A 23,203-nucleotide genomic window follows, 5' to 3' on the forward strand; every position below is an offset into this window, starting at 1 on the left:
CCAGCTTCACTTCGTCAATACGGTTCTCACTGCACGCTTACGTTGCGTCTTATGCAGCTCTTTTTCATCTTCAGGAGTATCCAGTCCCCTGTGGGCAAAAGCGCCATAAGATAGTAAGAGCATCTTCATAACAGCGTAGGTGGATGCATCAGCTGCGTTAATAGTTCCGTACTCATCTCCCAGAGCTTCCATTAAAGGATTCGAGGCTGCATACCCTGTAGCTTTGGTGGGGTCCTCTTTCCACTCTGTAAAAAAAGAAGAAAAGGGCAGAGGAAGACCTTTCGTTGTGGGTAAATCGGAAAGATAGTGGGTCAGAATATGCAGTATTGCCTTCAAATGCAGGCCGAGGCCACTGCTACCGGGAAAGTTACTTTCGAGATACTTGAGTACCAGGGAATAGACCGATTGCCCTCCGACATCTTGCCCGCCATACGTATAACCGTCAGGCAGTTTCTGATTGAGATTAAAGTCGTGCCCAAAGATTGAACGATGGTTACCACCTGCCCGGTAGTCTAAGGGACTGGGGCCTTTATCCTTAGGCTTAAAATTCTCATGCAGCTTTACGAATTTCTCTTCAAGTGCATCTGCATAGTGATTTGTCAGTTGCGCAGCTCCAACTCCCATGATCCCAATGCAGACTGCCACAACAATATCATTGGGATTGAGTGAACGATAATCTGTTGATATCTCCAGGTCTGCAAGCATCGTCTCGAAATCCACCGTACCGACTGCCATTTTGGCCCGTTCATCCAGGGACAAGTGCGCGGTGGTAGGATCAACTATAATTTCACCTGTGTGCCTCTTCACCAGATAGTCAAGGTTGGTCGCTCTTTGATCCCAGTAAGCATCTTCCGGTTCTGCTATGAAAACCGATTTAATTTTGTGCCATATTTTCGCCATTTCGTCCTCATGAGTTTACTAAGCGGAGCTATGTTCTAGGCTGGCTGTCCGTCAGCATGACGGAATAGTGGATGCCATGTGGCAGACTGATTAATAATGGCTTATTGAGTGTCAGCGGGATGGTCTGTGGTGCAAGTGGTATTGTCCTGACAACACCTCCTACCAGATGGGCATTCACGTATTGCTCGTGATCATAGTAATTTATCTCACCACTGATTTCGGCCGTACTGTTTCCTTTATGTGGGTAAAAATCGATATAGATCGTCGCTGCTGCAAATTTTCTGTCCAGATCAGAGGTGAATACTTTACCAGGCAACGGACGGAGTGCGTACAGTAGCAAATTACGGGTATTGTCTTTTTTCAGAAGGCTTTCCGCGGTTACAGTTACTGTGGTTGGTCCTGAAACTGGTGACCGCATTTCCGTTATCAGGTACTGCGTTCTGTTTTCTGAGGGCATAGAACTGCATCCCATCAGCGTAAGACTTAAAACAGCAACTCCTGTCATTCTGTACAATTCAAGTTTCCTTCTTTCATTATCATTAAATGATAGTCATTCTGTCAGTATCGGCATAGTTTGCAATTAGTTGATACTAATATGCTCAGAGGGTTTGAAAGGCAATACACATCCGGCTCATAAGTTGATGGTGTTAGTCACATCTGCTTTGGTTGTTATCCTTTAAGCTGGCTACTCCACTCCTCGTCCACTAATGATCACGCGCAACTTCCGCTTTTCACTCATAACCGCCTGATGCTATCCGGGGGATTTAGTGTCAGAATTGGATATTGCTATTCTCATGATATGTTCGTTGAAGGAGAACATTTTGAACCTGAGTAAAGATGGATACCCACAGGGTCTGTTAGTACGGGCAGTGTGGGACTGCTGTAATGAGCTTTATCAGAAACTCGGTCGAGCACCCTCCCGACAGGAATTCAATGATGAAATTGGCAAACGCGAACCCCATCGCATAGGTATTAGCACCCATTCCCGCCAGTGGGGAGAATGGATGCGTCATCATAATTTTTCAACGTTTGATGTTGATGTGTCTGGTATAATTCCTGAAGAAATGCACTATCCGCAATATCTCCGCGTATGGTATGCCGTGACACAACTGAATTCCGCTTCTGCTACAAATATTGTTAAGTGGATCCGTAACAGCAATGCCCCCCTGAAAGAGACCGAGATTCGCATTCAACTGGATGCATTAACCGTCAATAGCAACTCCCGGTATCGATATCTTGGTAGCCGAAAAAGCGCTCGGACTGACCTGGGTAGCCCATACGATTTGTTATTTCGTAGTGGAAACCTACGAAATACACGGTATGAACTGTATGTGCAGGAGCTGCACGGCATATGGGACATTGGCGATGATGGTAAGACGCCAATTCAGATTGCAGTCCCCAGGCCAGGCGACAGGATGGTAGTTGAAGCGAGAGATGAATTATTCAATGAATTGCCTGAAGATGAAGGTGACTTTCGCCTTAAAGCCCTACGCGAGGTAATTATTCGAGAAGGGCAACCAGTATTTAGACGAAAGCTCATTGAAGCTTATGAGGGTAAATGTGCAGTAACGGGCTGTTCAATCCAAGTGTTACTTGAAGCTGCACATATTACCCCCTACGCAGGAGCTTGGCATACCCGTGCTCAGCATGGGCTGTTACTGAAAACAGATATCCATACTCTGTTTGACCGCGGTTTGCTCTGGATTGATACCGAGTTGAAAATAAGGATATCAGAACAGTTGGCCGGAACAGAATATACAGAGTTAGATGGCCGAAATCTCAGGTTACCTAAAGATAAGCAAAACTGGCCGTTAACAACTCATCTGAAAAATCATCGCCAATATTGGATTGAAAATCGTAAAGACGTTGAAAGTGCTTAACGTTACTACTGTCTGCATCTCGCTCACAGCGGAACTTTATCTCTTAAGTCGGTCCGTTTTGAGCCAGAAGCGGACGTGGGAATTTTTGCCGACTTGTAAGTTGGACTGACCCCGCCCCGGTAGACGATCCTGCCCTATAGTTGGACTGACCCCGCCCCGGTAGACGATCCTGCCCTATAGTTTGAGCATAGGAGGAGCGTATGGGCACACCACGATTTACACCTGAATTTAAGGAAGAAGCCGTCCGTCAGATAACAGAACGCGGTTATTCCGTTGCCGAAGTATCCGACCGTCTGGGCGTTTCTGCACACAGCCTCTACAAGTGGCTACGGGCTATCAAACCTGATAACAGCGAACAGCATGCCCGGGATTTACTGGAAGCCAAAAGCGAGATCCTGAAACTCCGGGCGCAGCTAAAACGCACCGAAGAAGAACGGGATATCCTGAAAAAGGCCGCGCGGTACTTTGCAAGGGAGCCCGACTGAAGTACCGCTTTATCAATGAACACCGCACTGTATGGGGTGTGATGACGATGTGTCGGGTACTGAATGTCGCCCGGGCCGGGTTCTATGCGTGGCTGCACAACCCGGTCTCGGCGCGTGATAAAGATAACCAGCGTCTGCTGATGCTTATCCGCGACTCATATTCACTGAGCGGAGGCGTATACGGTTACCGGCGGGTTCATGGCGACCTGAACGAAATCGGGGAAACCTGCGGCAAAAACCGGGTGGGTCGTATTATGCAACAAAACCGGATCAAAGCCGTACGCGGCTATAAAGCGCCGCGTCGTATCGCCGGCCGGCCTTCAGTGGTTGCCCCTAATCGCGTGCAACGGCAGTTTACTGTTGTCCGGGCCAATCAGGTCTGGGTCACAGATATTACTTATAGTGTGCCCGGAGTTCAGGGCGGGCATGGATGCTTAAATGAACCGCGAGTCTGTCTGGAATATTGAACCGGTAACTCACGATGAGAAACCCAACAATCCCACCGGGTGTGACGGTGGAGAACCTGAGCGGCAGTGACCTGCGGCATGCCCGCAGGGTGATGTAACCCGCTGACAACGGGGATTGAGGCGAGATCACTAAGCCGAGATGATCCTCAAGGTTAAGTACTGAAAGGCTGAAGAACATGAACCCGTTAATCCGCCTCTGTGGGTTGAAAACGTCACCACGGCCTACGTGATCTGACAGGCCGTGCAGGAGGAACTGGCAGTGATACGTAAGCACTGCCGGTCGAAGGTGTTTTGACATGTATGCGAAACACCGGGGCAGCAGCGTCTATCACGCTTGCGTTGCTGACTTCTGCCAACTTGCGGCAAGCAAGGATAAAGAGTGCGACGGGCAGCCTCCTCAGTATGCCTGAGTCCAGGCAGGTAAACCGGGGAAGGTCAGCGACGGATGTTAAGGGGGCATGGCTCCGATGACGCGCTGGCTGGCGGAGCTTCCGTAGTAGTCCGCGATGGGGAAAGCCCATTACATGGCGAAGGGAAGCAGTTTGAATGTGTTTGCGACGTGAATTAACTGACCTAACGAGGTGAAGACCTTTGATAATCAGCGAAATGCAACGCAAGCTTGCCACATGGGCGGCCACCGATCCGTCCCTACGGATTCAACGGCTGCTGCGTCTGATAACACAACCAGAATGGCTGGCTGAAGCGGCGCGGATCACGCTTTCATCAAAGGGGGCGCATACCCCCGGCGTTGATGGCGTGAACAAAACAATGCTACAGGCCAGACTGGCTGTTGAGCTGCAAATCCTCAGGGATGAATTACTCTCAGGCCACTACCAGCCCTTGCCCGCCAGACGGGTTTACATCCCTAAAAGCAACGGCAAACTGCGACCACTGGGTATCCCCGCGTTGCGGGATCGTATTGTTCAGCGGGCCATGCTGATGGCGATGGAGCCGATATGGGAGAGTGATTTTCATACGCTCTCATATGGCTTCCGGCCTGAGCGCAGTGTCCACCACGCGATCCGCACGGTGAAATTACAGCTCACAGACTGCGGTGAAACCCGGGGACGCTGGGTGATTGAAGGCGACCTGTCCAGTTACTTCGACACCGTACATCATCGACTGCTGATGAAGGCTGTACGCCGCAGGATCAGTGACGCACGTTTCATGACTCTGCTGTGGAAAACCATCAAGGCGGGACATATCGATGTCGGTCTCTTTCGGGCGGCCAGTGAAGGTGTGCCACAGGGCGGTGTTATATCGCCGCTATTATCGAACATCATGCTGAATGAGTTCGATCAATACCTGCATGAGCGCTACCTGAGCGGGAAAGCCAGAAAAGATCGGTGGTACTGGAATAACAGTATCCAACGGGGCCGAAGTACGGCGGTCAGAGAAAACTGGCAGTGGAAACCCGCGGTGGCGTACTGCCGCTATGCCGATGATTTTGTCCTCATCGTCAAAGGCACCAAAGCACAGGCGGAAGCCATCAGGGAGGAGTGTCGGGGTGTGCTCGAAGGCAGTCTGAAACTCAGGCTGAACATGGATAAGACTAAAATCACCCATGTTAATGACGGCTTTATCTTTCTGGGGCACAGGATCATTCGCAAACGCAGTCGTTATGGCGAGATGCGAGTGGTCTCAACGATCCCGCAGGAGAAAGCCAGAAACTTCGCCGCATCGCTGACAGCACTGTTATCAGGCAACTACAGTGAAAGCAAAGTCGATATGGCTGAACAACTCAACCGAAAACTGAAAGGCTGGGCCATGTTCTATCAGTTCGTTGATTTTAAGGCCAAAGTCTTCAGTTATATCGACCGTGTCGTGTTCTGGAAGCTGGCTCACTGGCTGGCCCGCAAATACCGTACAGGTATCGCTTCCCTGATGAGGTGGTGGTGTAAATCACCGAAACCGGGTCAGAGCAAAACGTGGGTTTTATTTGGTAAAACCAATCACGGCAAGCTCAGCGGCGAAATACTGTACCGGTTGGTGGGGCAAGGCAAGAAGCTGTTCCGCTGGCGGCTACCCGAAGGTAATCCCTATCTGAGGACGGAGACCAGAAACACGTATACATCGCGCTTTACAGAAGTGGCAATGGCGTTCGCCAGCATTTAAATGGAGAGCCGGATGCGCTGAAAGGTGCACGTCCGGTTCGGGGAGGAGAGGCAGGGAAATAGTCCGACTACGCCCTGCCTCTTACTCTACTCCGCACCTGGCAGGGCTGGCTGTATCTGGCGGTGGTTATCGATCTCTTCGCCCGTAATGTGGTCGGCTGGTCGATGAAGCCCACTCTCTCACGCGAACTGGCACTCGACGCGCTGATGATGGCCGTCTGGCGGCGAAAACCGGACGGCGAGGTCATCGTGGGGTCCGCTTGGAAAACGGAATCTATGGTCACTCCCGTTTTTGCAACACCGATTTTGACGACAAGTTGGCTTGCTTGAATCTATCCGGCGTCTGAATGGGATTTTATTCCCGCGCCTCGATGAGTTCCGCGCCTGATGAACCTCCAGAAAATATACGGCTTCAATGAGCCTTTCCGTTTTACAGGTTCCTCAACAGGCCGGTGGGCCGTTAGTATCATCAATATCAGTATTCGCAAAACCAGATGAATGATTGTTTAAACTGGTGTATTTCTGCCTTTATGCTTCGTAAGTTTGCTGTCGCGCCGTCAGTGCCCAGGCTATTCTGGCCAGCTTGTTTGCCAGAGCACAGGTGACGACAAAGTTGCTTTTCCGACACAACAACTCCCTGACCCAGTCGGCCAACTTGCCAGACTGGTGTTCCAGTTTTTGTATGAATACCCTGGCACACTGAACCAACAAAGTTCGGATCTTTTTGTTGCCCCGCTTGCTAATCCCTAACAATGTCGTCCGACCTCCCGTGCTGTACTGTCGGGGTACCAGCCCTGTTGCCGCCGCAAAGTCACGGCTGCTGGCGTACTGCTTCCCGTCGCCAATCTCAGTTGAAATAGTACTGGCAGTCAGCGTTCCAACGCAGGGAATACTCAGCAAGCGCTGTCCAACCTCATCTTCGTCCAACTTTCGTTTCAACTGAGATTCCAGATCTTTAATCTGCTCAACAAGATAGTGATAATGCTGTTGTAATTTCAGCAGTAACTGGCTGAGATAAAGAGGCAAACTACTGTCCTCAAGAAGGGTACTCAGTCGACTAATAACGGCAGCACCTCGCGGAACGCTGATACCAAATTCCAGCAGAAAAGCATGCATCTGATTAGTTGTTTTCACCTTATCCTGAACCAGGGATTCACGGACACGATGCAGAGCTCGCATTGCCTGCTGAGATTCGGTTCTGGGCTGCACGAAACGCATAGATGGACGTGATGCTGCTTCACAGATAGCTTCAGCATCAACGAAGTCATTTTTGTTGCTTTTAACGAATGGGCGGACAAATTGCGGTGATATCAGCTTTGGAAAATGCCCTAACTCTGCCAGCTTGCGTGCCATAAAGTGAGAACCGCCACAGGCTTCCATCGCGATGGTTGTTGCCGGGCATGTCGCCAGAAATTCGATTAGCTTTGGTCGGGTGAATTTTTTACGGTAAACGGCCTTCCCACGATGATCCTGACAATGAATATGGAAAGAGTTCTTACCCAGATCGATACCAATAAGCGCAATGTTTTCCATGATGGTTCTCCGAATGAAAGCCTGTCCTCAGCATAGTACCGGGAAGGAGGGAGTGACCATCTCATTAAATATCCTACGCTAAGCCTGTTTTTTGTACAGACTGCTGTCTACTGAGCGTAACGAACGGTATTTTCCCTGTCCCAGCTTGAGGTTTGTTCGCCAGACGTAATCTCCGCTCAGGTTGATGTGTTCCCATCCCAGAGGGGACAGATGAGAAATCAGTTGGTCATTGAATGGGATCCCCTTTCGCTTCAGATAATCTATGGCTCTTTCTATATATACCGTATTCCAGAGTGAGATCGCCGCAGTCAGCAAGGTGAGCCCACTTGCCCGATAACTCTGGTTTTCCAGTCCCCGATCTCTGATTTCCCCCAGCCGGTGCATAAAGACTGCGCGAGCAAGGGCATTCCGCGCCTCACCTTTATTCAACCCTGCCTGTATGCGTCGACGCAGGGAAGGATCCCGGAACCAGTCCAGCATAAACAATGACCTTTCGATGCGACCAATTTCCCTCAGTGCTTTTGCCAGACCATTTTGTTTCGGATAGCTGGCCAGCTTTTTCATCATCAGTGATGCTGTTACCGTTCCCTGTTTTATAGAACTCGCCAGACGTAGCACCTCACTCCAGTGGGTTTCAATGTCCTTTAGATTCAGGCTGGTTGTGGAAATAATTGACTGAAGCCCCGGATACAACGCGGGTTTTCCATGAATAAACAGTCTCTTGTCCTGAAGATCCCGGATCCTTGGCGCAAAAGCGAATCCGAGCAGATGCATCAGCGCGAAAACATGCTCAGTGAAACCTGCGGTGTCGGTGTAATGCTCTGTAATCTCCAGCTCGCTTTCGTGATACAGCAAGCCGTCAAGTACGTGAGTAGAATCGCGCACGCGGCTGATGACTTTGGTGTAAAACGGGCTGTACTGGTCCGAAATATGCGTGTAAATCTGAACGCCTGGCTCCTGACCGTACTTCAGATTGACCTGACCCGCATAACGCCCATGGCTGCCCACCCGAAAATTTTGCCCATCAGACGAGGAGGTTGTCCCATCGCCCCATAATGCCGCCAGAGGCCGTTTTTTCTGGGCATTGACCAACTCAGCCAGTGCTGCTGAATATGTTTCATCCCTGATGTACCAGGCCTGAATGCCCTCAAGTGATGATTTGGTCGTTCCCGGACAGGATTCAGCCATTTTTGTCAGCCCAAGATTGATGCCGTCAGCCAGGATGGTGGTCAGTAACAACTTTCTGTCTTTAGGTCTGACGTGATGATTTTTGAGATGAGTGAAATGGTGGGTAAAACCGGTCCAGCCATCTACTTCATCCAGCATTTCAGTAATTTTAGGATGAGGCAGCATGCCATAAACCAGATCGGCAAACGGGGATACTGCTGAAGGGACACTGTTGTCCAGTGGGGTAATTTCACGCCTTTGTCCGATATATCAACATCGGGCAAATCACCGGCCAGTGCCATCGCATTAACTTCCTTCAGGCGCGCTGCCAGAAGCATCATACGGCTCTCGATGTATTCATTGCAGTCGGCCGGAATAGCAAGGGGTAGCTGGTTATTCAGGAGTGATTTTTCAAAATCACCAGATGGGATCAGATAATCATCGACATTCCTGTAACGGCGAGATCCCTTTACCCAGATGTCACCAGAACGTAGGGCTCCCTTTAGCTCATTCAGCACGCAAAATTCATAATATTTTCGATCAATGCCGGAGGGCGTGATCACCACCTTTCTCCAGCTTTCCGGGATGAACCCGGTTGGCGCTGAAGGCGGTACTTTTCGGAGTTGTTTTCGATACATCTCTCTGACGATATCCAGCGCGTCACTGAGTTGAATTGCGGCGGGTGCCGCCATGAACTGCAACGCGGCCAGCATCCGGGGGGCATATTTACGCAGCGTACTGTATTTTTCTGTGATCAGATGCAACGGGTCGAAGTTGTCCTTACGTGACAGGAACCGCGTCTCTTCCACGCTGTTGATAAACTCCTGCCAGGGAAGGACGTCTTCTATTGCGGCCCAGGGATCTTCACCGGACTCTCTGGCGTTCAGCAATGCCTGCCCGACGGTAACGTATTGCTTCAGCTTGCTCTGAATCAGCTTTCCCGTTTGCTGAAGTCGCTCGGCCTGTGTGCGTTTTGCCCTGCTGAGCAAACTGCCCAGAATACGCTCGTGCAGCTCAATAACTTCGTCTGTCAGGGTGGCCCTGGCTTCCGATATGACACAAACCAGCGTGGCATAACGGCGAACATCAGTGAATTTTGCCAGGTCACGGCTACTCATTTTCCTGCCTTCGCGTGCGAGTTTCAGGAGCCGGTTCTGGTGAACGGAAAACGCAATGCCGTCAGGCAGTGCCAGCGACTCAATCGAATTTAACCGGTCGATATGTTGCAGGGCATTTTTACCATTAATTTTTCCCGGAGGCTGGAGCAGCCAGGCCAGCCGTGAAGATTGCTCCCCCTCAGAGACCAGCAGACGGTCCAACGCCGCTTTATGTCTTGGCTCAAGCTGCGCAGTAAGCGCAGAAAAGACCGCTCTGTCTGCAAGCGTTGTTGCTTCGGCCAGGGTTCGCTCGACAACATCAACAGAAGGAAAAATCACCTTATTGAGTTGGAGCCAGGAGAGCATTTCCTCCGCAAGCAAAAAGCCTCTGTCTGTCCGCATAGCATGGGGATAAAGGTGGCGAATGCAGGTTTTTTGTAGCGCCCGGTTGAAGGGGGATAATTCCAGATAGCGGTAGAGTTCGGCCAGATGCTCCCAGCGGGTGACTTCTCTTGAGGCATACTCGGCCCACAAATCAGGCTGAATTTTCAAATGAGCCGCAAGCCGGGAAATAACTCCGCCGTGAGGGGACGCATTTTTGTCGGGAGGATACCCTGGCCCTCGCAAATAGCAGAGTAAAACAGCAAAGCCCAGGCGGTTTGCGGGTCTGCGGTGTTTATTAATAAGCGCGAGGTCATGTTCACTCAAAAAGCACATGCGTGTCAGAAGAACGTCATCATCCGGCACAACCAACAAGCGTTCTTTTTCTTCACTGCTGAGTATTTGTCTCCGTGGCATAGATGCTTCCTCTGCATATAGTTTATTTTTGTTATCACTTTACACTGACCGAAACCGGTCGGTTTCGTACACCACTTACAGCACATGTCCGAAACTTAGTGAAATTAATTTCGGACACACGTTATAATTCGGACATCCATTTCGTACGGAAAGTTTCCCATGTCACGTGTTTTTGCCTACTGCAGGGTCTCAACTCTGGAACAGACCACAGAAAACCAGCGTCGTGAAATTGAAGCGGCGGGTTTTGCCATCAGATCCCAACGACTTATTGAGGAGCATATCAGTGGCTCGGTTGCTGCCAGCGAACGCCCCGGATTTATCCGGTTGCTAGATCGCATGGAAAATGGGGATGTACTGATTGTCACCAAACTTGACCGTCTGGGTCGTAATGCGATGGATATCCGAAAAACAGTAGAGCAACTGGCGGCTTTAGATATTCGCGTTCATTGTCTCGCACTCGGAGGCGTTGACTTGACCAGTCCGGCCGGAAAAATGACTATGCAGGTAATTTCTGCTGTAGCGGAGTTTGAGCGGGATTTGCTGCTTGAGCGAACGTATTCAGGTATTGCGAGGGCAAAAGCGGCTGGAAAACGCTTCGGTCGCCCCCCCATCCTGAGCGAGGAACAAAAGCAAACAGTGACAGAGCGCCTAAATGCTGGCATCAGTATCAGTGCTATTGCCCGGGAATTTAATACCACCCGCCAGACTATCCTTCGGGTAAAGGCTGGATTGCTGCAAGAGTGAGCGGCTGGGAAGATTATAAAAAAATCAAATGGTTATTATGAAATAAAACAGCCTGCTGGGTTCTTTTCCCCCTATTTTTTATAAAAGAGTAGACAAAAGAGGTTCGCGACACTAATCTACCAACTAGATGATTGGTGCTGGTTACACCAGCTATACCTTTTATCAAGAAATTACAGGAGCCATTATGTCTACTACCGTTAAACCTTCTGCAGACGCAGCTGCGATCCACAATACCCGTGAAGCAGTTCGCAGCCAGCCTGGTCTGGGTAACCTGACTTTCCAGATGAAAGCCCGTTCCAGCGGCGGATTAACCGTTCGCACAGAGACCGGCGCCACAATCCAGAACGGCGTTATCGATACCAGCCGTGTGGGGAAATTTTCTAATATCGGTGATGAACCCGCAGGTTTACTCGGCACCGATACCGGCATGAGCCCGACTGAATACATCATGCAGGCGCTGGCTGGCTGTTATACCGCCACCCTTACCATGATGGCTGCTGAAAAAGGGATCGACCTGGACGGTATCGAGCTGGATCTTAATTTCGATATCAACCTCAACGGCTTCCTTGGGCTGGACAGCAACGTGCGTAAAGGTGCGAAATCTATTCGCGTCGATGTTCACCTTACGAGCAAGACCGCCAGTCGCGAGGAGTTAGAAGCGCTGGTCAGCGAAATGCAAAAGAATTCGCCAATCCACGATACTCTGGCTAATCCGGTTGAAATGATTACACGCCTGGCGTGATGTCAGAGATGTAATGCTGCCATTCAGAATGCAGGATGGCAGTGACGTTCAGCTCTGCACGATACTGAGTCAGTGATACAACTTGCTACGGAAAAATAGCAACAATATAATCTATCAACTAGTAGATTATATGGAGTAATTATGACAACCATGACACGGGAACGGCTGCTCAGCGAAGCAGAACACCTGATGCGCGAAAAAGGGTATTCAGTATTCAGCTATGCTGATTTATCAAAAATAGTGGGTATCACCAAGGCCAGTATTCATCACCATTTCCCGACCAAAGATATTCTGGGTGAGCAGGTGGTAATACAGGCGTTCTCTGATACACAACGCGTATTTGAGCAGATAGAGGCGACTGAGAAAAGCGCGGAGAGAAGAATTGCGGCTTACATCGATATCTTCGCGCAAAGCCATAAAGCTTCGCTACTGCCACTGTGTTGTGCGTTGTCAGCAGAGACCGCCAATCTGCCTCAGGCAATTACTGTACAGACATCACTTTATTTCGATATGCAAATCGAGTGGCTCACAAAAGTCGTCAGGGCGGGCATGGAGTCAGGTGAGTTTTCATCCCATGCCGAACCATCAGATATTGCTTTGATGATCATTAATGTCTGTGAAGGCTCAAGCGTAGTGGCGCATGCAACGGCCAGACCCGAAGTCTTCGCCAACAGCCTTAAGTATATAAAACTGCTTCTTAATACCCCTCATTCAGGAGAATGACACTATGCTGGACTGGAACAACTATCGCTCAGAGTTAATGCAACGTTTAGGCGAGTTGGGCAAACTGACCCCCGAGACCATGAAAGGCGTGGTTGCCCTGGGCAACGCAGGTAACAAAACTGACCTTTTGGGCGCAAAAGTGCGTGAACTCATTGCCCTGGCGTGCGCAGTCACAACCCACTGCGACGGCTGTATTGCTTTTCACGCCGACGCCGCTGTGAAAGCCGGTGCAACCGACGCTGAAATTGCTGAAGCGCTGGGCGTGGCGATTAACCTCAACGCTGGCGCGGCGGTCATTTATTCAGCCCGCACTCTGGATGCCGTCGGTCAGGCACGCGGTTAAGCATTAATAAATTCCACGTTAAAAGGGCATTACTGCCCTTTTTTTATGTCCGCAATAGCCTGAGCATATACCGATGCAGGTTTCACACCCGGTATGCGTTTAACTAATTGCCCTTCATGAAATATCAGCACAGACGGCAGCCCCCAGATCTCGTATTTGGTTGTCAGCACCGGCGCCTGATCTACATTGACTTTCCCCACCTGAATATCTCTATCGAGCCGGTCTGCAAACTGACTGAACATTTCTTCGCTGGCCTGACAGGGCGGACACCAGGGTGCAGAGAAACGTACCACCGATATTCCGTTGTACTGCTCTATCTGGCGGAAATTATCTTCGTTATAAGCTGTTAATGTACGCATGGTGATGACCTCGCAAAATGAGTGACAATTCAGAAATGGCTGCGTTATGACAAAAAAATACGACACAGCCATTGACCTACCTACTAGATGGTTGGTATATTGCCACCCATCAGATGTTTATGCAACTCCAGTGCGCGACGTCCAGTCGATGATACTGCCGGGCTGTGCAAATCCCTGCCGGGATACTCCTTTTTGTTTTTTGTGAGGTATACGATGAGTAAGCTTTTCACCCCCTACAATCTGTCTGGCCTGGCGTTAAAAAACCGTGTAGTCATGGCACCGATGACCCGCACCCGCACCATGAATGACGTGCCGGATGAGGTCGTGGCTTTGTACTATGCACAGCGTGCTTCTGCTGGCCTGCTCATCACCGAAGGGATGCCGGTTTCAGAAGAAGGCCGGGGTTACCTTTATACCCCTGGTATCTACAACGACGAACACGTCCAGGGCTGGCGTAAGGTGACACAAGCGGTTCACGCCAAAGGTGGCCGTATTTTCGCGCAGCTCTGGCACGTCGGCCGTATGTCTCACGTCTCTCTTCAGCCAGGCCACATAGCGCCGGTTTCAGCGGGCACCGTTCAGGCGGTCAATACCACCGTTTTTGCGCTGACCGAATCCGGAGAACCGGGCCCGGTTGTACCAAGCCAGCCACGCGCGCTGGAAACGCATGAAGTTAAACGCATCACTGCAGACTTCGTGCACTCCGCACGCCTGGCGATGGAAGCCGGCTTTGACGGCGTGGAAATCATGGCGGCAAACGGATTCATCTTTGACCAGTTCCTCAGTAGCGAACTGAACACCCGCACCGACGAATACGGCGGCTCGGTGGAAAATCGTCAGCGTTTCCTGCTGGAGACCATTGACGCCGTGGCGGAAGCCGTGGGTAACAGCCACGTTGCCGTGCGCCTGTCACCGTTCGGCCGCATTTATGACCTCGCGCCGTATGAAGGTGAAGAGCAAACCTGGTCAGCCATCACCGACGCGCTCGGTCAGCGGGAACTGGCCTACGTACACCTTTACTATCAGCCGGTGTACATCAAAGCGCCACTTCCGGAAGGCTTCCGCCGCCGTTTTCGCAACACGTTTAAAGGCACCATCATCGCTGCCGGCGGTTTTACCCGTGATATCGCAGAGCAGGCTCTGGAAGATGATGAGCTGGATCTGGTGGCATTTGGTGTGCCCTACATCGCTAACCCGGATCTGGTTGAAAGAATGCAAAACGGCTGGCCACTGGCAGAAAGTGACCGCGCCACCTACTACGGCGTCAGTGGTTCCCCGGAAAAAGGCTATACCGATTACCCGGTCTGGCAGGCGCAATAAATCCCATACGGTCGCGGTTCTCTGATAAGTGAGATCCGACCGCCCAACGTCTTTGAGGAATCATTATGCAAACGCTGAAACCCACCCTTACCATCGATATCTGGTCAGATTTGGTCTGCCCGTGGTGCTGGATTGCTAAAAAAAGATTTGAACAGGGTCTGAATCGCTTTGAATTTCGCGACCAGGTGGTGATCCGCCATCACAGCTACCGTCTGGCCGGTGGTACTCCCGCGATGCCTTTTAAGGATGCCATCGTTAAAAAGCTGGGCAGTCAGCATTCAGCGGAGCTGATGATGAATCAGGTGGGCACCGCCGGTAAATCTGAAGGTCTGATCTACAACTTCGACGGCATGATGTTTGGTGATACAGAAGATGCACACACCCTGCTGGTTGCCGCGCGTAAGGCCGGAATTGCGGACGCGGTGGAAGAACGTTTTTATCATGGCAGTATCACCGAAGGTCGCTCTCTCTTTGACCGTCAGCAGCTCGTTGCCATGGCCGTAGAAGCCGGTATGCCGAAAGCTGACGCTGAAGCCGCCCTGGAAAATGACGATTTTCGCGCCACCGTTTCCGACGATGAAGCCCACGCACAGTCTATTGGCCTCAGCGGCGTTCCGGTTTTTGTGATGAACGAAAAATATGCCATCAGCGGGGCTCAGGCAGCAGATAACTTTTTGAATACCCTGCGTCAGGTCTGGGATGAACAGCAAACCGAATTTTCAGCCACTGCGGGTCAGACCTGCGGAACGGATGGCTGCAGTATTTAATCCGTCAACCGCCGGCAGTTTCACGCTGCCGGCAACGTCTTACCCACCAGTAATGGAGTCAGAAAATGAACACTTTTTTCAAAGGTAAAAAACTGCTCGTCGTCGGCGGTACCAGCGGCATGGGCCTGGCCGTGGCACGCATGGTACTGGAAGCGGGCGGCAGTGTCGTGCTGACCGGGAATAAAAAAGACAAAGCCGAAGCGGTGCAAAAAGAACTGAGCCCTCTGGGACCGGTTGCGGTCATCGCGGCGAACCTGATGACCGAAGAAGGTATGGAAACTATCCGTCAGGAAATTAATGCTCACCATCGCGATATCAGCCTGATGGTGAATGCCGCCGGTATCTTCATGCCCAAAGGATTTACCGAGCACAGCTTTGCCGATTATGACATGTATCTTTCGCTGAACCGAGCCACGTTCTTTATTACACAGGATGTCGTGAAGAACATGCTCGCCGCGAAGCTCGAAGGGTCTATCGTCAACGTCGGTTCGATTGGTGCTCAGGCTGCACTGGGTGACTCGCCGGCCTCGGCCTATTCAATGGCAAAAGCGGGTCTGCATGCCCTGACGCGTAATCTGGCGATTGAGCTGGCCAGCGCGGGTATTCGTGTCAACGCGGTGTCTCCCGGGATTGTTCATACGCCGATATACGAAGGCTTCATGGACAAAGCGGATATCGCAGATGCTATGAAGTCGCTGAACGATTTCCACCCGCTGGGACGCGTCGGAACTGCCGAAGATGTGGCAAACACTATTCTCTTCCTGTTGTCTGACAAAACCTCATGGGTGACGGGCGCTATCTGGGATGTCGATGCGGGCATCATGGCGGTCAGACGATAACCCCGTGACGCTGGCATAAGCCGCCCCTTAAGGGCGGCATTTTTTTGTCGCCAGACATGTCATCAGCAGGCTTCACTAAGAATATTCACGACCTGTTCATCCGTGCCTTTTGTGTTCCCGGCACAGGGTGTTATGCCGGGTTCTGACGACATCCTGACAGGACAAAACGGCCAGAGAGAAAGGGGTTATACACGATGAGGAGCCGGTATCCGCAGTACCTGTGAAATTCTTTTCATCCCTGCTGTCAGCATACTCCGTGGGCAGGCCAGATTTAACCGGATATATCCGTCCCCATTGTCGACAAACAGCAAGCCCCCTTCAAGAAGGACCCCTGACTCCCGGGCAAAATACAGCGATAAATCCTCACCTGCGGTGTCGGGCAGGTAGCGGCTAATATCTATCCAGGCCAGATATGTCCCTTCGGGGATCGAGAACCTGGTTTCGGGTAAATAGCTGTAACGGCTCGCAATCGAAATCCCCCGGGCTCGCAATCAGCGCAATTTTCGGCTCAGATTAAGTGACAATGAAAATCCTCCCGGGCTCACATTAAGTGACAATGAGCTCGCGTTTATCTTTTTCGGCTCGCATTCCATTTCCTTCGGCTCACAATAACTGCAAATGAAATTCGTCATATCGGGAGCCCCACCGCCAGCATCCTGTCCCGCAGTTCTGCTGTTCGAGCAGGGTCGAGCTGATGGTTGAACATGGCCCTGATTTCTGCCGGTTTGGCATCAAACTGCTCCACCATGTCTTTCAGTCGATAACCATGACGCGTTAATGTCGGCTCCAAATCGTCAAGCTGGCGGGAAAGTACCGATTCAACCAGGGCGGCGGTTATCGGCTTTTCTCCCGTCTGATAACCGGCCTCCAGGGCCAGCGTCAGATGTAGTTGAACCTGAAGTGGGGTACGTAGTTTCATCGCCAGCAGGTCGAGGGCGTCGGCGGTCAGAATGTCTTCCGGCTTGCCTTTCCCCATACTGGTTTTCAGTAGCCACTGAATATATTCCCGTTGGCTACCGGTGATCCCATCCAGCGTAAAGATATCCGTGCGATAACCGATCTCCTCCATAGTCGGGCGTCGCAGGTCATTGCGCAGTTTGGGGTGACCGGCCAGAACAACCGACAGCCGGCCGCCACCGTCCTCCACAACTTCCATCAGCCTTTTGAGTCCGATCAGTGTATGCCCGTTCAGGTCATGCGCTTCATCAACAAACAATGCCACTGGCCGCTTTCCTTTTTTGACCAGTTCCTGTAACTCACGCTCGCGTCGTTCGCCCTGTTTGGGGATCTGAACCTGTTTATCCTGCGTCAAATCGTAAAAGAGCGCGTTGATGAGCGTGGCCAGTTTAATATTGTGCTTTTCAATCGACAGGGAGCGAGCTACGGTAATTTTATTTTCCTCCCTGAGACGCTGCTGCAAACGCCGCAGAGTGACTGTCTTGCCGCTGCCAACCACACCACAAACGGCAATTAACCGGCCTTCGTGGATAGCACCGCGGATATCCTTGATAAGCTGCTTATGGTGAGCCGTCTCATAGTAACCGGCCTGATCGATTGGTTGCGCCAGTCCATAATGTTCCATTACCTCAACCCGCATGATCCTCTCCTGATTGGGTGTTGCGGAAATACTCCCTGACCCGGGCAAATACCTCACTGCGGATCAGCGTGTCTGTCAGTACTTGGTCGATAAACGCCTTGTCTTCATCCGATAATTTCGCCAGCGGTGTGGCCAGATCAGCCGCAATAGCCAGCTTCGCTGCCACCGGGGTAGGAAAACAGTATTCAAACGCTGTGGACTCGAAGGGTTGATGTGGCAACACCCGCGTGCTCTGAACGCTATCGGCCACCAGTTTGAGGTCACAACCGGACAGGGCGCTGATAGGTAAGTTCAGTTGCCGAGCCAATGACTGGATACGGTCTGCCCGCACCGCTGCTTTTCCGCGTTTGAATGCCCGATAGCGGTGCAGAGGTATCGGGCCGGAAACAGGAAAATAAGGCCCCCACTTTTCACCGTCAAACTCCACGAACATTTCGTCATCAAAGAGGCCCCACAGCAGGATAACAGTTTCACCCGCCATGTCGGGTTCGACTTCGTAAGCTGTCCCGTCAATCGTTATGCGGGCATCGATACCCACCTTGCGAGACTCCGGCTCCCGGGCAAAGCGACAGTACTGTTCCCAGGTGCACATGTCCTGCACTCCCTTTGGTGGCAAATGCATCAGCCAATCTTCCTCACGGGAATGCTTTTCGCTGCGATGTCGTTGTGCGTTATAGCGTATCAGGTAGTTCCAGAGCCATTCATTCGCCTGCTGTTCAGTCTCCGGCTTATGAAAATGATACAGCGTTTCGTGGGCTTCTTTGACGGAACGGAACGGGCGCTCAACCTTGCCTTTTGACCGGGCTGTGGTGCGGGTGCCATCCTTGCCTGCCGGCATATGTGTCTGCCAGTCAATCTGCAGCGCCTGCATCACATTCTGGAAGACATGGCTTTTCGCCACCGGGCCATTATCGAGGTACAGCATTTTCGGTCGCCCCTGGAGAGACATCTCCGGATGACTTTTAGGCGCCATGGCATTAAACAGAAAACGCAAGGCAGACTCCGCATCTTCGCCATACACACAGCGGTATTCCTGGTAATTAACCCCGCTGCGATCGTCCACCACGCTGAATAACATCAGGGTAGGTTGTCCACGGGCCGGATCAATCCACTCAGGACATTCGATATATTTGAGATCAGAGGGCGACATATCGAACTGCCAGCAGTCATTACTGCACTCAGCCTGGAACCGCGCTGCCGGTGGCTCCCGTAACAGACGTGAGTGATCGAGTCGGAACAGGGACAAATAGCGGTTAACCGTTGGCCTGCGCAACAACCCCTTTGGAAGTTTAACCAGCCCCTGAGTCGTTTCCACACCATGTTCTTCGAGCAACTGAATGGCACGCGTCGTGGACAGATGACGACCGGCTTTATTGGTGGTACGTAATTTCAATGCAGCGATCAGTTCACAATAATATTCGAGTTCGGACGGCGGCAGTATCCGGGGTTTCCCGTGATCACGCCGGTGTGCAATGTGAGGTTTCTGGAAGGCACGGAGTGTACGATAGACGGTGGTGACGGAAATGCAATAGAGTAGCGCCATCGCGGTGATCTGGGCCGCGCGTTCCGGACTTTTTGGTGGCAGACGGTCAAGCCGTTGTCGCAGTTGCAACAAAGAATCGGTTGGAATGGCCTTACGCCGGCTGCTCATCGCGGTCCAGCACACGATAGACCGAGGCTCGACCGATCCCCAGTTGGCGAGAAATCGCCGTTGCGCCCATTTTCTCTTCAACGTACAACCGACGGACCTCAACAGGATCGATGCGCGGTTTGCGCCCCTGATAAACCCCGCGGGCTTTTGCGGCAGCGATACCTTCCAACTGGCGTTCACGGCGCAGGTTGGTTTCAAACTCAGCGAAGACACCCAGCATATCCAGAAACGCCTTACCTGCTGCGGTGCGCGTATCCACAGGTTGTTCTGTTGCCTTGAGGGTAATGCCCTGCTGATTCAGGGCATACACGATATCCTGCAAATCTTTAATGCTACGGGCCAGGCGATCGACTCGCGTGACAATCAGCGTGTCTCCCTTACGCAGAAAATCCAGCAACAGTTGCAGCTCAGTTCGTCCATCGCGGCTGGTCCCGCTCGCTTTTTCTGAACGGATGATTTCGCAGCCAGCGGCGCGAAGCGTCTGTATTTGCAAATCCAGATCCTGGTCGTTGGTTGAAACCCGGGCATAACCGTAAAAAGCCATTGTTATGAAAAATGTCTCGTTAGACTCTAGATGAGGAAAACGTAACATGCAGATGAGACAAAAACAATCCAAATGAGACAGAAAAACTGTCTCACCAAACTGTATGCTTTGGGTGCACCCATAAAATACGATTTTACTCCATGAGATTTGCTGACTGAATTGCAGTACGCCAGACGACCCCATATGGGTAAATGGATATTCCAGTTTATCTATTTTGACAGAGTCTTAAGGTCCGATAGCCTTAATTGCGAGCGTATCCGGTGATCATTGCGCCAGTCACACAGAGAGCGTCATGATCTGTTTGCGAAAATAACTCCAGTAACCCGTGTTTTACCCCACTACCTGTATTGGGCTGAACCAATAAATTGCTCGAATTTTTCGCACCAGATTTGCACAGTGGTGTATTCATCAATATTGACACCATTTGGCAGGTTCTTTTTGAAGTTGCCGTAGTTTTTCAAATCACCTATATATAATGATTCTTCTTTTATTTTTAAAAATGAATTACGATCATCAGCCTGGGTTTTGGTCAGATAGATCTTGTAATCCGGACCTGGAGCAATGCTACCTTCAAATGCGATTTCTTGATCGGAGACATACAGCTTTCCATCAACCCAATGAACAGCATTACTCCCTTTTTGGTTTTTAAAAAATGCCCCCGTGTAGCGGGCATTATTTTTAACTTCCTTAATTTCATCAGCACTGGAGTTTTTCTCAGCGGTGAGGATAGGCAGTACATAGATACCGACACCGAAACCCACGCCAAATAAAGCCAGGTGCGAAGCAAAAAACAGCGCTTTAATGTTTGTTTTCATAATATTTTCCTTTGCGTATGTAAAAAGCCATAAGGGTTCTGTAGCCACACATCCCTTATGTAACAGATTAACTTGTCAAATTTATGTTGCAGCTAAGCGCCTGCATTGTCGTATAGCGTTGCAGTGGCATATCCATGGGCATTGGTATTTAAATAAGTGATGCGGAAATAATCGGCGCCTGATTTTTCTGCTTTTGCTGCAAGCTTGCTAGTCAACTCATCAATCGTGCCACCTGAAACACTGATGCTCCCAAGGCGAAGCAATTCGCACTGGTGAGAATTGTTGATTTCGGTTGATGCCTGTGCCAGCACGGGCAGGATGCTCAGACTCAATATTGCAGCAATAATGAACTTTCTCATACGCCTATCCCGTTCGTATTTTGTAGTGATCAATAAAAAATATAAGGTAAATATTTCAGTGATGCAATTGTTTTTTAGCGATAACTATAAAACATGATACTATGAACATAATGATTAAGTTAAAAGATAAGGCTATCTCCATGATTGAAAAGAAAAAAACTGGCAGGCCAAAACTCATCTCATCAGATAAGCTGGCGGAGGCGTTATTTCAGGTTTTTGCGCAAAAGGGATATGCCTCAACCTCGATAGCAGACCTGACCCATGTAACCGGAATGAAACCTCCATCGCTGTATCTGGCCTTCGGTAACAAAGAGGGGATGTATGCGGCGGCGCTTATGTATTACCGCCAGCACTGGTTGGGGGGGCTGGAACAGTGTCTGCAGGATCAAACACAAACTTTCGAACAACGGATGCGTCATTTTCTTCATGACGCCTTTACGTTGTTCAGTTGTGACGGTAAACCGTTGGGGTGCGCCATGACCTTTTCCGCACTGGCTTTCCAGATTGATGAAGGAGGCCTTGCCGCACAATTACGCGATGAAAGGCAGGCATTTACCCAGTGGCTGGAAAACGAAGCGCGAGAGGCGCAGCAATGTGGAGAGCTGCCTGCTTACCTTGCTCCTGAAGCGTTTGCCTGTTTTATTATCACACTGGAAAAAGGGTTGGCGTTGACGGCGCTGGAGCGTCCGAAATCTGAGGTGGTGAAAGAGATGATTGAAAGGGTCTTGACAGCCCTGTTTCGCCAGCATAAGAAGCAATAAATTATCTACTGGTGACGCAATGGGAGAATTTTCATTTGCATTTATTGTGAGCCCGAGGCAATGAATGGCGAGCCGGAAAAGATAAACGCGAGCTCATTATCACTTAATGTGAGCCTGTGAGGATTTTCATTGTCACTTAATCTGAGCCGAAAATTGCGCTGATTGCGAGCCCGAAGGATTTCGATTGCGAGCCGTTACAAATAGCTTTTGAGATAGTCGTGCAGGTACTGGAAATTGCCGTCAATATATTCCCTCAGATGGACAAGCCAGTCATCACATTCACTCCACGCCGCTTTGTTTGCTGCCAGGCTCAGTGGAGAGATGAACTCGTCGTGTCTGAGACGCCACTCGCTTCTGACACCGGGATCCGGAATAATGATATTTGCCAACAAATTCCCGGCCAGATTGAATGTTTTACTCGAGGACATGCAGGTAATAATGCGTGTAGAATCAGGGAAAAGAGAGGCGGCCGGTGTATGACCGATACCGCTTCGGGACAGGTCGCAGTGAATTTCGTCAGATATCACCCAGATGTCATTGGCCAGGCAAATTTCAATAATCCGCTTAAGTTCATCAGGCCGCCAGACTCGTCCGGTCGGGTTATGCGGATTACACAGGAAAAGAATTTTCACACGTAAATCGGCCTGACTGGCTTTGCGTGCAAAGTCTTCCCAGTCAGGTTCCCAGCCGCCTGCTGATTTTTTTAACGCCGAGTACACCACGCGACGCTGACTGTATTCACCCGCCTTTTTAAACGGGCCATATGAAGGCGTCATAATAAGAATACTGTCATCCATGTCGGTCAGAAGCGGGACGAGACGGTTCAGCGCGGGAATAATGCCCGGAGACAGCACAATGTCTTCCGTTTTGAAACGGTGACCATATTGTCGCTCACACCAGCTGCCAAAGATCTCATAGTATTCTTCGTCGTAGATTTTAGTGTAGCCGAGTATTTTTCTATCCAGACGGTCTCTGATGGCCTGAAGAATCGGCTCTGGTGTGGCAAAAGCCATGTCAGCAACCCAGAGGTTGATTAGCCCTTCTGCCGGATACCGCATTGCAAATTCGGACTGTCCCGAAAACAGGTATTCCCGCCAGCCGTCCACGGTGAGACTGTCTGTTTTCTCTCTGCTTACGTACTCATCAAAATCATATTTCATTTCATAAACCTGCCTTAGGTGTAGTCAGAAACGTCGAC

Annotated in this window: 20 protein-coding genes and 3 pseudogenes; 12 read left to right on the top strand and 11 right to left on the bottom strand. The window is 50.7% G+C overall.

Annotated elements, in window-relative coordinates; genetic code table 11:
* Positions 1–6: 6 nt before the first annotated feature.
* The gene (locus tag LBF07_RS23990) at positions 7–900 is read right to left on the bottom strand and encodes a hypothetical protein (RefSeq protein WP_224435156.1); all 894 of its coding nucleotides are present in this window, start codon (positions 898–900) and stop codon (positions 7–9) included.
* A gap of 28 nt (positions 901–928) precedes the next feature.
* Complete coding sequence (locus LBF07_RS23995) at positions 929–1,414, bottom strand: hypothetical protein (RefSeq protein ID WP_131638990.1); 486 nt, start codon at positions 1,412–1,414, stop codon at positions 929–931.
* A gap of 253 nt (positions 1,415–1,667) precedes the next feature.
* On the opposite strand from LBF07_RS23995, the gene LBF07_RS24000 reads away from it, so the two are divergent.
* From LBF07_RS24000 to LBF07_RS24015, 4 genes and pseudogenes are all read left to right on the top strand, one after another.
* Positions 1,668–2,780: an HNH endonuclease gene (locus LBF07_RS24000; RefSeq protein WP_224435157.1), complete on the top strand. Its 1,113-nt coding sequence runs from the start codon at positions 1,668–1,670 to the stop codon at positions 2,778–2,780.
* A 200-nt stretch (positions 2,781–2,980) separates the two neighbouring features.
* Positions 2,981–3,666 (top strand): annotated as a pseudogene (locus LBF07_RS24005) (IS3 family transposase); the annotation flags it as partial.
* Positions 3,667–4,338: 672 nt separating this feature from the next.
* Entirely contained in the window at positions 4,339–5,847 is a 1,509-nt protein-coding gene (ltrA, locus tag LBF07_RS24010; protein WP_001189111.1) for a group II intron reverse transcriptase/maturase, read from the top strand.
* 80 nt (positions 5,848–5,927) lie between these two features.
* A pseudogene (locus LBF07_RS24015) lies at positions 5,928–6,104 on the top strand (DDE-type integrase/transposase/recombinase); the annotation flags it as partial.
* A gap of 270 nt (positions 6,105–6,374) precedes the next feature.
* Here the strand turns inward: LBF07_RS24015 and LBF07_RS24020 are convergent.
* Positions 6,375–7,379 carry an IS110-like element IS5075 family transposase gene (locus LBF07_RS24020; RefSeq protein WP_000427614.1) on the bottom strand — a complete coding sequence of 335 codons (1,005 nt, stop codon included), beginning with the start codon at positions 7,377–7,379 and terminating at the stop codon, positions 6,375–6,377.
* A gap of 78 nt (positions 7,380–7,457) precedes the next feature.
* Positions 7,458–10,441: pseudogene (locus LBF07_RS24025) on the bottom strand (Tn3 family transposase).
* Between the two features lie 159 nt (positions 10,442–10,600).
* On the opposite strand from LBF07_RS24025, the gene LBF07_RS24030 reads away from it, so the two are divergent.
* The 4 genes from LBF07_RS24030 (at position 10,601) to LBF07_RS24045 (ending at position 12,993) form a co-directional block, all read left to right on the top strand.
* Positions 10,601–11,185, top strand: a complete 585-nt coding sequence (locus LBF07_RS24030; RefSeq protein ID WP_012695450.1) for a recombinase family protein — start codon at positions 10,601–10,603, stop codon at positions 11,183–11,185.
* A 184-nt stretch (positions 11,186–11,369) separates the two neighbouring features.
* The gene (locus LBF07_RS24035; RefSeq protein WP_000108589.1) at positions 11,370–11,927 is read left to right on the top strand and encodes an OsmC family protein; all 558 of its coding nucleotides are present in this window, start codon (positions 11,370–11,372) and stop codon (positions 11,925–11,927) included.
* 141 nt (positions 11,928–12,068) lie between these two features.
* Positions 12,069–12,650, top strand: a complete 582-nt coding sequence (locus tag LBF07_RS24040) for a TetR/AcrR family transcriptional regulator (RefSeq protein WP_020277920.1) — start codon at positions 12,069–12,071, stop codon at positions 12,648–12,650.
* Between the two features lie 4 nt (positions 12,651–12,654).
* Positions 12,655–12,993, top strand: coding sequence for a carboxymuconolactone decarboxylase family protein (locus tag LBF07_RS24045; RefSeq protein ID WP_021242988.1), 339 nt, complete (start codon positions 12,655–12,657; stop codon positions 12,991–12,993).
* A 29-nt stretch (positions 12,994–13,022) separates the two neighbouring features.
* Here LBF07_RS24045 and LBF07_RS24050 read toward each other — a convergent pair whose 3' ends face one another.
* Positions 13,023–13,352: a co-chaperone YbbN gene (locus LBF07_RS24050; protein ID WP_021242987.1), complete on the bottom strand. Its 330-nt coding sequence runs from the start codon at positions 13,350–13,352 to the stop codon at positions 13,023–13,025.
* A 213-nt stretch (positions 13,353–13,565) separates the two neighbouring features.
* Between LBF07_RS24050 and LBF07_RS24055 the strand changes: the two genes are divergently transcribed.
* The 3 genes from LBF07_RS24055 (at position 13,566) to LBF07_RS24065 (ending at position 16,278) form a co-directional block, all read left to right on the top strand.
* Positions 13,566–14,672, top strand: a complete 1,107-nt coding sequence (locus LBF07_RS24055) for an alkene reductase (protein ID WP_021242986.1) — start codon at positions 13,566–13,568, stop codon at positions 14,670–14,672.
* Positions 14,673–14,737: 65 nt separating this feature from the next.
* Positions 14,738–15,439: a DsbA family oxidoreductase gene (locus LBF07_RS24060; protein ID WP_224435158.1), complete on the top strand. Its 702-nt coding sequence runs from the start codon at positions 14,738–14,740 to the stop codon at positions 15,437–15,439.
* Between the two features lie 65 nt (positions 15,440–15,504).
* Positions 15,505–16,278 (top strand): SDR family NAD(P)-dependent oxidoreductase, encoded by a 774-nt coding sequence (locus tag LBF07_RS24065; protein ID WP_004729618.1) that lies wholly within the window; start codon positions 15,505–15,507, stop codon positions 16,276–16,278.
* Between the two features lie 628 nt (positions 16,279–16,906).
* On the opposite strand, the gene LBF07_RS24070 is transcribed toward LBF07_RS24065, so the two are convergent.
* From LBF07_RS24070 to LBF07_RS24090, 5 genes are all read right to left on the bottom strand, one after another.
* A complete protein-coding gene (locus LBF07_RS24070) occupies positions 16,907–17,932 on the bottom strand; it encodes an ExeA family protein (protein WP_370375586.1) in 1,026 nt (341 codons plus the stop codon).
* Entirely contained in the window at positions 17,865–19,526 is a 1,662-nt protein-coding gene (locus tag LBF07_RS24075; RefSeq protein ID WP_033488203.1) for an IS481 family transposase, read from the bottom strand. The genes LBF07_RS24070 and LBF07_RS24075 overlap by 68 nt, the downstream gene beginning before the upstream one ends.
* Positions 19,510–20,070 (bottom strand): recombinase family protein, encoded by a 561-nt coding sequence (locus LBF07_RS24080; protein WP_021242984.1) that lies wholly within the window; start codon positions 20,068–20,070, stop codon positions 19,510–19,512. The genes LBF07_RS24075 and LBF07_RS24080 overlap by 17 nt, the downstream gene beginning before the upstream one ends.
* Before the next feature lie 338 nt (positions 20,071–20,408).
* On the bottom strand, positions 20,409–20,885 hold the full coding sequence (locus LBF07_RS24085; protein ID WP_001567386.1) for a DM13 domain-containing protein: 477 nt from the start codon (positions 20,883–20,885) through the stop codon (positions 20,409–20,411).
* 92 nt (positions 20,886–20,977) lie between these two features.
* The gene (locus tag LBF07_RS24090) at positions 20,978–21,244 is read right to left on the bottom strand and encodes a DUF1471 domain-containing protein (RefSeq protein ID WP_021242983.1); all 267 of its coding nucleotides are present in this window, start codon (positions 21,242–21,244) and stop codon (positions 20,978–20,980) included.
* A gap of 110 nt (positions 21,245–21,354) precedes the next feature.
* Here LBF07_RS24090 and LBF07_RS24095 point away from each other — a divergent pair, with 110 nt between their 5' ends.
* A complete protein-coding gene (locus LBF07_RS24095) occupies positions 21,355–22,005 on the top strand; it encodes a TetR/AcrR family transcriptional regulator (protein WP_223168447.1) in 651 nt (216 codons plus the stop codon).
* A 194-nt stretch (positions 22,006–22,199) separates the two neighbouring features.
* Here the strand turns inward: LBF07_RS24095 and LBF07_RS24100 are convergent, their stop codons facing one another.
* A complete protein-coding gene (locus LBF07_RS24100; protein ID WP_021242982.1) occupies positions 22,200–23,165 on the bottom strand; it encodes a MalY/PatB family protein in 966 nt (321 codons plus the stop codon).
* Between the last annotated feature and the right edge of the window lie 38 nt (positions 23,166–23,203).

Origin of the sequence: Enterobacter cloacae complex sp. ECL352 (genome assembly GCF_020149545.1) — a bacterium.
GTDB classification, from domain to species: domain Bacteria; phylum Pseudomonadota; class Gammaproteobacteria; order Enterobacterales; family Enterobacteriaceae; genus Enterobacter; species Enterobacter asburiae_B.